The sequence below is a fragment of the Rothia sp. SD9660Na genome, from assembly GCF_030064065.1.
In the GTDB taxonomy this organism is placed as follows: domain Bacteria; phylum Actinomycetota; class Actinomycetes; order Actinomycetales; family Micrococcaceae; genus Rothia.
Map to the genome: position 1 here is coordinate 735,728 of NZ_CP125946.1, position 11,338 is coordinate 747,065.

An 11,338-nucleotide genomic window follows, 5' to 3' on the forward strand; every position below is an offset into this window, starting at 1 on the left:
GACGGGCCGCCGCAGGTAGTCTGGTGCTATGTACGACCTGCACACCCACTCCCGAATCTCAGATGGCACCCAGCCGGTAACCGAGCTGGTCGCTGACGTGGCTGCCGCCGGGCTTACCGGTTTCGCCCTGACCGACCACGACACCACCGCCGGTTGGGCTGAAGCTGAACAGGCAGCCGGACGCCTGGGGCTAGACTTCCTGCCCGGTATGGAAATCTCGTGTTCGGCTCAGGGGGTAAGCATCCACCTGCTCTCCTACCTGCACGACCCGGCCAACGAGGCTCTCTTAGCTGAAATTAATCGCGCCCGTGATTCTCGAGTGGGGCGCGCTCAGCGCATGGTTGAAAGACTCGCCGAAGACTACCCGATTACCTGGGAGACCGTTCAAGAACAGGTGCACGTGGGCGCGACCGTAGGCCGCCCCCACATCGCAGATGCCCTGGTGGCCCTCGGCGCAGTAGCCAACCGGTCAGAAGCCTTCGAAACTATCTTGACCACACGCTCAAAATACTACGTACCCCACTACGCCGTGGATCCGGTACGAGCTGTTGAACTGGTACGCGCCGCAGGAGGTGTGCCGGTCATGGCCCACCCCAAGGCGTCCGCCCGCGGCAAACTCGCCAGCAACGAAACCATCTACGCCATGATTGAGGCAGGGCTCGCCGGCTTTGAGGTCTACCACCGCGACAACCCAGAAGAAGGCCGCACCTGGCTGCTGGAAACAGCAGCCAAACACGACCTTCTCGTCACAGGATCATCCGACTACCACGGCGCAGGTAAACCCAACCGTCTGGGCGAAAACACCACGCCCCGCGAGACGGTTGAGAAGATTCGTGAGATGTCTCGGGCATAAGGCGAAGGCAGGCGCGCCAGCCGGCGGCTGGCTCGGGGCTGGCGTGAATCATGACGAGCGCCCCGGCGCGAGCCATGAGAGGGTCGCCGCCGGGGCGCGTCTGCCCGAACCGTATTTAGACCGATACTGAGCGCTTGAGCCAGAGCGTAGCTGACCCGGGTACGGAACCCGCGGCGAAAGCGTCCTGAGAGCCAGGGGCGGAGCCCAGCACAAACTCGGCCTCAGCCAGGGCCGCAGGCAGGGGAGTGGGCTCGGTGCTGAAGTTAGTCAGATTGACCCAGCCGCCGGGGCGCTCAAAGGCCAGGACGGCCTCGTCCCCCGTCTCAAGCCAGGTCAGCTCTTCTGCGCCCTGGAGCTGGCGACGGGCGGCCAGGGCTGCCCGGTAGAGGTTCAGGGTCGAATCTTCCTGCTGGTCCTGAGCCGACACCGCGTAGCCTGAGAACCAGGCGGGCTGGGGCAGGTGGGGCTTGCCAGTACCAAAACCGAAGGAGGGGCCGTCCGCCTCCCAAGGCAAGGGGACCCGGCAACCGTCGCGCCCGACGTTGACGCCGGGGGAGTTGAAGAAAGTGGGGTCCTGGCGGTCTGCATCGGGAATCTCAGCGACCTCGTGCAGGCCCAGCTCTTCACCCTGGTAGAGGTAGGCCGAACCAGGTAGGGCCAGCTCGAAGAGGGTAGCTGCGCGGGCACGGGCTGAACCCAATTCCCGGTCAAGTTCCTCAGCCGGGCCACCGGCCAGCAGCCACTCGTGGCCTACCTTCTCGTTGGTCTTACCCTCTACAAAGGGCAGGCCGTAGCGGGTGGGGTGGCGCACCACATCGTGGTTGGACAGCACCCAGGTACTCGACGAACCAGATTCCGCTGAGAGTTCCAGGTTCTCCGTCACAATCTTGCGGAACTCACCCGCCTCGAAGCGGGCGGTGAGAAGGTCAAAGTTGAAGGCCTGGCCCAGGCCCTGGGCGGACGCGTAGGCGGGGCGGCGGTCGCGCTCTACCCAGGCCTCTGCTACGGCGGTGCGGGGCGGGGTGTATTCGTTGAAAACGGCCCGCCATTCCTTATAAATCTCGTGCACATCGTCGCGGTCCCACATGGGGTGAGTGCCGTCCTTAGGCATAGCGTCGAGCTCTGCCTGGCTGGGTAGAACCTCAGGTAGGTCCTTGGCGATACCGTGGGCCACGTCAATGCGGAAGCCATCGACGCCGCGGTCGGCCCAGAAGCGGAAAGTTTCTTTGAAGTCTTCGTGAACCTCGGGGTTATGCCAGTTCAGGTCGGGCTGTTCAACGGCGAAGTTGTGCAGGTACCACTGGCCGTCGCCCACCGGCTCCCAGGCCGGGCCGCCGAAGATGGAGGTCCAGTCTGACGGGGGCAGCTCGCCCTTCTCGCCCAGGCCGTCACGGAAGATATAGCGGTCACGGGCTGCCGAGCCCGGTGCGGACGCCAGGGCCTCCTGGAACCAGACATGCAGGTTGGAAGTATGGTTGGGCACCACATCAACAATGAGCTTCAGACCCGCTGCGTGCAGGGCGCTGGCCATCTCATCGAAGTCAGCCAGGGTACCAATTTTCGGGTCAACATCGCGGAAGTCATCGACATCATAGCCACCATCGGCCAGGGCTGAGGGGTAGAAGGGGGAGAGCCATACAGCATCTACGCCCAGCTTCTTAAGGTAGGGAACCTTGGCCGTGATTCCCTTGAGGTCGCCGATTCCGTTGCCGTCGGCGTCCGCAAAGGAGCGGGGGTAAATCTGGTAGACCACGGCCTGGCGCCACCAGGTGGGTTCATCGGCTGCCGGGACTAAGAGGTTTGAATCGCTCATCGTTGAACCTTTCACGGGAAGAAGCTACAGGGCAGGTATCTGCCCCTGCCCACCAGCCTACGCCCCGGCGTCCGCCCCCAGAGCGGAAAAGGTACACGTGGCAAAAATGCCGGAAACTGGAGTTACGCAGGTTACACGCTCAAAGCTAACAAACTGCCTGCTCAGCGGCACACCGCCTAGACTGAGGGTATGAAGTTCCTTAACGACATGACTCCCACCACCGACCTGACCTACAATGACGTGTTCATGGTTCCCTCCCGCTCCACGGTAGGCTCGCGCATGGGCGTAGATCTCTCCACCGCCGACGGAACCGGCACCACCATCCCCCTGGTCATCGCCAATATGACCGCCGTTTCTGGCCGCCGCATGGCCGAAACCGTCGCCCGCCGCGGTGGCATCGCCATCATTCCCCAGGACGTGCCCACCGACATCGTTGCCGAAACCATCCAGCGGGTCAAAAACTCTCACCTGATTTTCGATACCCCCATCACCGTCAAGCCCCACCACACCGCAGGCTACGTGCGCCACCTGCTGCCCAAGCGTGCCCACGGGGCTGCTGTCGTCGTGGACGGCGAGACCCCCATCGGCGTCATTACTCCCAAGGACCTGCGCGGGGCAGACAACTTTGACCAGGTACAAGACCTCATGAACACTGAACTGCTCACCCTGCCCGATACCGTCACCCCGCGTGAAGCCTTCGATATTCTGCACGAGAAGTCCCGCAAGGTAGCGCCGGTGGTGGACGCCGATGGCAAGCTGGTCGGCGTGCTGACCCGCTCGGCCGCCTTGCGCGCCAGCCTCTACGAACCGGCCACCGACGCCAAGGGCAAGCTCCGCATCGGCGTTGCGATTGGCATCAACGGTGACGTAGCAGGTCGTGCCGCCGCCCTGATCGAGGCGGGTGCCGACGTGCTCGTGGTCGATACCGCCCACGGCCACCAGGAAACCATGATCGAGGCCCTCAAAAAGGTCAAGGCCCTCAACCCCTCCATCCCCATAGCCGCAGGCAACGTGGTGACCGCCTCGGGCGTCCGCGACCTGGCAGAAGCAGGAGCCGACATCATCAAGGTCGGCGTTGGCCCCGGTGCCATGTGCACCACCCGCATGCAGACCGGCGTCGGCCGCCCCCAGTTCTCCGCCGTGCTGGAATGCGCCGCCGAAGCCAAAAAGCTGGGCGTACACGTCTGGGCGGACGGCGGCATCAAGGACCCCCGAGACGTCGCCCTGGCCCTGGCCGCCGGTGCCTCCAATGTCATGGTCGGTTCCTGGTTCGCGGGCACCTATGAGTCACCCGGCGACGTACTGCAGGACGCTGACGGCCGCCTCTACAAGGAATCCTTCGGCATGGCCTCCCGCCGCGCCGTCATTAACCGCAACGCCAAGACCGAAGCCTTTGAAAAGGCCCGCCGTGAAATGTTCGAAGAGGGCATCTCATCAGCCCGCATCTACCTGCCCGAGGGCCGCGGTGGTGTAGAAGACCAGATTGACTCGATTATCTCGGGGGTCCGCTCATCCTTCACCTACGCCGGCACTGCCTCCATCGAGGAGTTCGCCGAGCGAGCTGTTGTGGGTATCCAGTCTGCCGCTGGCTACGCAGAAGGCCAGGCCCGCGCCACCCGCTAGGGTAAGTTTTCCCTGAAAGGGGACCTTAAAACCTAAAGGGGACCGCATAATATGCGGTCCCCTTTAAGTTTTGCGGTCCCTATGAGTCTTGGCTGCCCTCTACCCGGCGGGTGCGGCGGCGACGGCGGCTCTGGCCCTCACCCTGCTGGCCACCTTCAGCCGCGTCAGCAGGCTTCTGCTGGCGCTGGCGGCGGGCCGGACGCTCCTGTCCGGCTTCCCCCTCGACCCGGCGGGTACGGCGGCGGCGCGGCTTGGAATCAGCCTCCCCGCTCTGGCCGCCACGCTGGTCATCGCGCTTCTGCCCCCGGCCCTCACCGCCAGAGCGTGAGCCCTCGCGGCGCGGAGAACGGGAGCCCGAACGTCCGCGACGATTCCCGCGGCCACCGCGCTCCTGGCGCTTCTCACGAGCCTGGGCACCACCAAAGTCCTCAGCCTCTTCAGCCTGCAGACCTGCTGCGGTGCGCTCCTCCTTGGGCAGGCGGCCCTTGGTTCCCTTGGCAATACCCAGGTCAGTGAAGAGGTGGGGAGAGGAAGAATAGGTTTCAACCGGCTCGTCCACACCCAGTTCCAGGGCCTTGTTGATGAGCTTCCAGCGGGGCACGTCCTCCCAGTCCACCAGGGTAACGGCGGTGCCTTCCTTCTCGGCGCGACCGGTGCGGCCCACACGGTGCAGGTAGGTCTTCTCATCCTCGGGGCACTGGTAGTTGATGACGTGGGTGACGTCCTCAACGTCAATACCGCGGGCTGCCACATCGGTTGCAACCAGAATGTCAATCTTGCCGTTGCGGAAGGCCCGCAGGGCCTGCTCACGCGCCCCCTGGTTGAGGTCGCCGTGGATAGCGCCGGCCGCAAAACCTCGGGCAGTCAGCTCGTCAGAGAGCTTGGCAGCGGAGCGCTTGGTCTTGGTGAAAATGACGGTGCGGCCCCGGCCTTCGGCGCGCAGAATACGGCCGACCAGCTCGTCCTTATCGAGGGGGTGGGCTCGGTAAATAACCTGGCGGATTGAGGCCTTGGTCATGGTCTCTTCTTCGCCGTATTCAGCGCGGATGTGCATGGGGCGGCTCATGTAGCGGCGGGCCATGGTCAGGACGGGCCCGGGCATGGTTGCCGAGAAGAGCATGGTCTGGCGTACCTCGGGTATGGCTGAGAGAATGCGCTCCACATCGGGCAGGAAGCCCAGGTCAAGCATCTCGTCGGCCTCATCGAGTACCACAATCTTGATCTGGCTCAGGTTGAGGTACTTCTGGCGGTGCAGGTCAATCAGGCGGCCCGGGGTGCCCACAATCAGCTCAACGCCCTTTTCCAGTTCTTTGACCTGGCTGTCGTAGGGGCGGCCGCCGTAGAGGGTCGCTACTCGCACGCCGGTCTTTGAGGCAGCGACAGAGAGGTCATCGCCCACCTGGATAGCCAGTTCGCGGGTGGGGACTATAATCAGGGCCTGAGGCGCACCCGGGGCGGGAAGCTGGTTGAAGGCGTCCGTACCCGGAACTGCAACGCTCTGCAGGGCAGGCAGACCAAAGCCCAGGGTCTTACCGGTACCGGTCTTAGCCTGACCGATGATGTCCTGGCCAGATAGAGCCACCGGCAGAGTCAGGGCCTGAATGGGGAAGGGGGAGACGATGCCTTTCTCGGCGAGGGCATCGGCAATGTCTTGGCGCACGCCGTAGTCTGCGAAAGTTTTAGTGGTATCAGGGTTAGTCACGAATCGTGTTCCTTCGGGTGAGGCCCCGGCCCGGGGCAAACGAGGAAGCCGATCGTGGGTTTTCATGCAGCAAAGAAGCTCTATCAACCGCCGGGTGGACGCTTGCAGAGCGTCGGGCGGGAGAGCTAAAGGCAGGTGAGTCTATACGGATGGTACGACCGGGCAACCAAATAACTTCTTTATTCTACCGCCAAGTGCTGTAAATGTAAGAGGGGCCCCGGGAGTTTTGTGTCAAACTCCCGGGGCCCCTCTGGCTGAGTAAGCCCGATGTTACTGGCCGATACCGAAGCCAATGCGGTGTTTGGTTTCAGCGCCCAGCTCGACATAGCCGATGTTTGCGGCCGGAACCAGGGTGGTGGAGCCCTTAGAATCGGTCAGTTCCAGGATGCCGCCCTGTTCAAGAGCCGCAGCGACTTTGGCGCGGACGTCTGAGGCGGTTTCGTCGGTGTCGATGACGACCTGGCTAGGCACGTTGATAACGCCAATCTTGATTTCCATGAGGTTTCCTTTCGATGGTTCCCTACCTGGCTGTAGGGGGTCTCTGCCCACCAGTCTACGTGAGTAAGGGCAAGAAAGGGGTGGGGTTTCGGTCTGAGCTGACAGGGTAGAGAAAGGCTGCGACAGCGGGTGAGAGCGCTACTCCCAGTCTTCGTCGATGATGGAGATACCGCCCCAGGCCAGGCGGAAGACGGCGCGCTCAGCCATTGCAAGCTGCTGGGGTGAGGCGTCGGTGCCGATGACCATGTGGGCAGCTGCCTGCACCATACCGGTGAGCATGCGGGCCGTCATCAGGGCCTCTTCAAAGGGTATGCCCGCATTGGGTGCTAGTACCTCGGCGATTCGCTTGGCGATAGTGATGTGCATGTTTTCGGTACGTTCTTGTACCGAGTAGTCGTTCTGAATGTCGGATTCAAAGATGACGCGGTAGCCTGCTACATTGTTGCGGGCAAAATTGAAGAAAGCCCCGATGACGCCCTGCACCCGTTCGCGGTTGACCTTGGTGGTGTAGAGGGGCTGCACCAGCTGGGTCATAAGGTTATTGATTTGTTCATCGAGCACGGCCAGGTAGAGGTCGCGTTTGCCGGTGAAGTGCTGGTAGAGCACAGGCTTGGTCACGTTAGAGGCGGTGGCGATGTGGTCCATGGTAGTGGTGTGATAGCCCCGGGAAGCAAAAACACGCACGGCGTTGCCGATGAGCTGCTGGCGGCGCAGGTCTTTGGGCAGGCGGGAGGCTCCGGACGGGTCGATGGGGTCGCCGGGGTCGGAGTCAGCTGAAAATATGGTGGTAGACATCGTTGCTGCCGAACCTTTGGGATGGTGGGCGGACGGGGGTACGGCTGGTGGGGTGCCTGCCTGCTAGGAGGCGTCGGTTTGGGGCTCGGCCTCTTCGGGGGTTTCTTGCACTTCGATACCGTAGAGGGCTTCGAGGGCCGCTACATAGTCGTCTACCCGGCCTTCGCGTGCCATGTCTCGGGCACGGACGGTCGGGGTGTGCAGGAGGGACTTGACCATGCGGCGCATTGCGAGTTCAAGCTGTTCAGTTGCTGCGGTGCATCCGTACTGGTTGTGCACCTTAGCTAGCTCGGCGTCGAGTACGCTCATGGTGTGTTGTCTGAGAGCAACAATAGCAGCGTCGACACTGCGGGCCTTCTCTTTGATGGAGAATTCTGCGGCGGCTTCGTCCACAATTGTGCGGGCGGTGTGCACGGACTCTACGGTCTCTTCGGGGGCAGCCAGGCGCACAGATTCGAGGGTAATCAGTTCTACCTCGGGTAGGTCTGCTACCTCGGGGGCGAAGTCGCGAGAGAGCGCTAAATCAAGGATGACGCGCTTACCAGCGGGGATTTCGATGGGGAGCATGGGGGAAGCGCCACCCGAGCAGCCGATGATGATATCGGCCGCTGCCATCTGCTCGTGCAGTTCCCCGTGGGGCACTGCCTGTACTCCGCGTTTGTCGGCAAAAGTGGCTGCACGATCTGAGCGGGAGTATATCCAGATATCGGTCGTCCCCCGAGAGTGCAGGGCAGCTACGGTAGCCCCGGCGTAGGCACCAGTACCAAAGACCAGAACCCGGCGGTTCTCCCAGATTTTGTCGGCGATGTCATCGGCCATATCCAGGGCAACCGACACGATGGAGCGGCCCCGGGAGCCCAGCATGGTTTGCTGGCCGATCCGGCGGGCGGTCTGGGCACCGTGCTCAAAGAGGCGCACCAGGTTGCCGGTGGCCCGTCCTTGCTCCTGGGAGAGAGATAGGGCGCGGCGCACCTGGCCGGTAATTTCGCGTTCGCCCACAACGGCCGACTCTAGGCCTGAGGCTACAGTGAAGAGGTGGTGGGCTGCATCGGTATTCACCAGCACATCAAAGCTGTTTTCTACCAGGTCGTAGGAAAGCCCGGACCGCTGGGAGAGCAGGTCGAAGATGTGCTCTGAGGCGGTGGCAACATCGTTGGCGATATTCTGGTCGGTGGCTCCCGGCTTGCTGGGAATCTCGGCGTAGAGCTCTAAGCGGTTGCAGGTAGACAAAATCACCTCACCACGAATGCCGGTGCGTTCAAGATCCCGGTGGATTTTCTCAACGCCTTCGCTGAGGTGAGCCACGGTGGTGAGGTCGACTGAGCGATGCGATGCTACAAGGCTGAAAATAGTCACGACGACTCTATTATAGACAGCTCCCTGTTGGGGGTCTTGTGACAGGTTGTCTCTAAAGTTGTGCTCTAAACTTGGCAGAATGGTGTATATGAGTCAGACCGTGTCATCAGCGCTGCGTCAGCGCCCCCTGCTCACCGACGAGCAGCTTGCCCACCTGCCCGCTACCCATCCCCTGAAGACCGCCGGTACTGGCGAGTCACCCATGATTCGTACCCTGACCGGGCGCGAAGCCGAGCACGCCCCGGTCTGGTTCATGCGCCAGGCAGGACGCTCCCTACCCGAGTACCGCGAAATTCGCGAGGGAATCCCCATGCTGGATTCCTGCCTCAACCCCGAACTGGCTGCAGAAATTACGGTTCAGCCGGTGCGCCGCCACAAGGTCGATGCCGGTATCTTCTTCTCAGATATCGTCATCCCCATGAAGCTAGCCGGTGTGGGTGTCGATATCGTTCCCGGGCGAGGCCCCGTGCTCGATGCCCCCGTCCGCACCCTTGAGGACATCAAGAACCTACCCGAACTCGAAGATTCCGCTCTTGACCCCATTCGAGAAGCCGTTGCCCTGACCGTTGAGAAGCTGGGCTCTACCCCGCTCATCGGTTTTGCCGGTGCCCCCTTCACCGTGGCCGCCTACATGGTAGAGGGCGGGCCCTCCCGCGACCACCTGCGTCCGCGCACCATGATGCACGCCGACCCCGAAGCCTGGGCCGCCCTGGGCGCCTGGGCCGCCCGTACCTCAGCCCAGTTCCTGGCTGCCCAGATTGAGGCGGGCGCCTCAGCCGTGCAGCTCTTCGACTCCTGGGCAGGGTCCCTGGGTGAGGCCGACTACCGCCGCTTCGTTATGCCCCACTCCGCAGCCACCCTCGCAGCCGTTGAACACTACGGGGTGCCCCGAATCCACTTTGGTACCGGCACCGCCGAATTGCTGCCCGCCATGCTCGAAGCCGGCGCCGACGTCATCGGCGTTGACTACCGCCTGCCCCTTTCAGAAGCCCAGCGCCGACTGGGCGGTGGCATCGTCTTGCAGGGCAACATCGACCCGGCCCTGCTGGCATCGGGCTGGGAGGCCCTCGCCGCCCACACCGATGCAGTTCTTGAAGAAGGACGCACCGCGCCGGCCCACGTGGTTAACCTGGGGCACGGCGTGCCCCCCACCACCGACCCCACCGTCCTGACCCGCCTGGTCGACTACATCCACACCTCAACCCGCAAAGGCTAGGAAAAAGAACCCCATGGCACAGCACCAGCACCTGCACAACACCGCCCTGGTGATTGGCGGCGGTATCTCGGGCCTGCTTGCAGCCCGCGAACTAGCCCGCGCCGGTAAGAAAGTCACCCTGGTTGAACGGGAAAGCCACCTGGGAGGTGCCGTAGGCGCCCACCAATTAGCCGGTCTGGTGCTGGATTCTGGTGCTGAGTCCTTCGCAACCCGTACCGACGCGGTCCACAACCTGCTTACCGACTTGGGGCTGGCTGACCGCATTGTGATGCCCGAGCCCCTTGGCTCCTGGCTCTACCTGCCCACCGGGCCCTACCCCTCACCGTCCACCGGTGTTCTGGGCATCCCCGGCAGCCTCGATGATCCGGCGCTCAAAAAAATCCTGGGCCGGGCAGGCTACCGCCGAGCCAAACTCGATGCCATGCTGCCGCGCTCAGCCGGGTCTAACGCCAAAACCCTGGGGGAGCTGGTGCGGGTGCGTCTGGGCCAGCAGGTGCTCGATCAACTGGTGGCCCCGGTGGTATCCGGTGTGCACTCGGTACACCCCGACCAGCTAGAAATCGCCACCATTGCTCCGGGCCTGCTGACCGGCTTGCGAGAACTGGGTTCCCTCACCGCAGCCAGCGCCCGCCTGCGGGCCGCCTCCCCGGCAGGTTCCCAGGTTGCCGGTATCGAAGGTGGCATGAACCAGCTCTCCGAGGCTCTCGTGGACGACCTGCTCTGCCAGCGCGTGCGCATCGTCAGCGGCTTCGACACCATTGCCGTGGACCGCGACCCCGTTACCGGCGGGTGGACGGCCATCCAGCGTCAGCCCGAATACGGCGAAAAATCAGCCGTCATCCGCGGCGAACTACTGGTGGTAGCCACCGACGCCCAGACCTCCATCCGCCTGCTCGGGCCCCACCTACCGGCGTCCGCTCTGCCCGCCGTTGCCCCCGGCCCCGAAGTCGCCCTGGTCTCCCTGGTGCTTGACCAGCCAGCTCTTGACGCCGCCCCGCGCGGTACCGGCCTGCTGGTCAGCGAAGCCGCCACCGGCGTCCGTGCCAAGGCCCTCACCCACGCCACCGCCAAGTGGGCCTGGGTCGCAGAACGAGCAGGGGAAGGGCGCCACGTTGTACGCCTGTCGTACGGGCGCGGCAAGGACCACGACACCTCACCGCTGTCAGAGCTGGCCCTGCACGATGACCAGCTGGTCACCCTGGGCCTGCACGATGCCGGCCACCTGCTGGGCGTGCCCATCACCAAGAGCCACCTGGTGGCTGCGGACGTCGTGCGCTGGCGCAGCGCCTTGCCCTCCACCACGCCGGGGCACAGGGGCCGCGTCACCGCCTTCCGCTCGGCCCTCGCCGACCTGCCCGGTGCCACCGCCGTTGGCGCCTGGATCGCCGGAACCGGCCTGGCAGCCGTCACCGCAGACACCCAGGAACATCTGGGGCACTTTATCCAGAAAAACACCGACACATCAGCTACCGACTAGGTAGC

General features: G+C 63.5%; 9 protein-coding genes. 4 read left to right on the top strand and 5 right to left on the bottom strand.

From position 1 onward, the window contains the following. Positions 1 to 28: 28 nt before the first annotated feature. The gene (locus QM007_RS03640) at positions 29 to 853 is read left to right on the top strand and encodes a PHP domain-containing protein (RefSeq protein ID WP_283490593.1); all 825 of its coding nucleotides are present in this window, start codon (positions 29 to 31) and stop codon (positions 851 to 853) included. Positions 854 to 968: 115 nt separating this feature from the next. Here QM007_RS03640 and QM007_RS03645 read toward each other — a convergent pair whose 3' ends face one another. Next, the gene (locus QM007_RS03645) at positions 969 to 2,666 is read right to left on the bottom strand and encodes a glycoside hydrolase family 13 protein (protein ID WP_283490594.1); all 1,698 of its coding nucleotides are present in this window, start codon (positions 2,664 to 2,666) and stop codon (positions 969 to 971) included. Between the two features lie 189 nt (positions 2,667 to 2,855). Here QM007_RS03645 and QM007_RS03650 point away from each other — a divergent pair, with 189 nt between their 5' ends. Next, positions 2,856 to 4,289, top strand: coding sequence for a GuaB1 family IMP dehydrogenase-related protein (locus QM007_RS03650; protein WP_283490595.1), 1,434 nt, complete (start codon positions 2,856 to 2,858; stop codon positions 4,287 to 4,289). A 79-nt stretch (positions 4,290 to 4,368) separates the two neighbouring features. Here the strand turns inward: QM007_RS03650 and QM007_RS03655 are convergent, their stop codons facing one another. From QM007_RS03655 to QM007_RS03670, 4 genes are all read right to left on the bottom strand, one after another. After that, positions 4,369 to 5,991 (bottom strand): DEAD/DEAH box helicase, encoded by a 1,623-nt coding sequence (locus QM007_RS03655; RefSeq protein ID WP_283490596.1) that lies wholly within the window; start codon positions 5,989 to 5,991, stop codon positions 4,369 to 4,371. A 270-nt stretch (positions 5,992 to 6,261) separates the two neighbouring features. Next, positions 6,262 to 6,489, bottom strand: coding sequence for a DUF3107 domain-containing protein (locus tag QM007_RS03660; RefSeq protein ID WP_237185793.1), 228 nt, complete (start codon positions 6,487 to 6,489; stop codon positions 6,262 to 6,264). A gap of 138 nt (positions 6,490 to 6,627) precedes the next feature. Continuing rightward, positions 6,628 to 7,284: a TetR/AcrR family transcriptional regulator gene (locus QM007_RS03665; protein ID WP_283490597.1), complete on the bottom strand. Its 657-nt coding sequence runs from the start codon at positions 7,282 to 7,284 to the stop codon at positions 6,628 to 6,630. 63 nt (positions 7,285 to 7,347) lie between these two features. Continuing rightward, a complete protein-coding gene (locus QM007_RS03670; protein ID WP_283490598.1) occupies positions 7,348 to 8,640 on the bottom strand; it encodes a glutamyl-tRNA reductase in 1,293 nt (430 codons plus the stop codon). 88 nt (positions 8,641 to 8,728) lie between these two features. Between QM007_RS03670 and hemE the strand changes: the two genes are divergently transcribed. Both hemE and hemG read left to right on the top strand, forming a co-directional pair. Then, the gene (gene hemE, locus QM007_RS03675; RefSeq protein ID WP_283490599.1) at positions 8,729 to 9,856 is read left to right on the top strand and encodes a uroporphyrinogen decarboxylase; all 1,128 of its coding nucleotides are present in this window, start codon (positions 8,729 to 8,731) and stop codon (positions 9,854 to 9,856) included. A gap of 13 nt (positions 9,857 to 9,869) precedes the next feature. Continuing rightward, a complete protein-coding gene (hemG, locus tag QM007_RS03680; RefSeq protein WP_283490600.1) occupies positions 9,870 to 11,333 on the top strand; it encodes a protoporphyrinogen oxidase in 1,464 nt (487 codons plus the stop codon). Positions 11,334 to 11,338 lie beyond the last annotated feature (5 nt).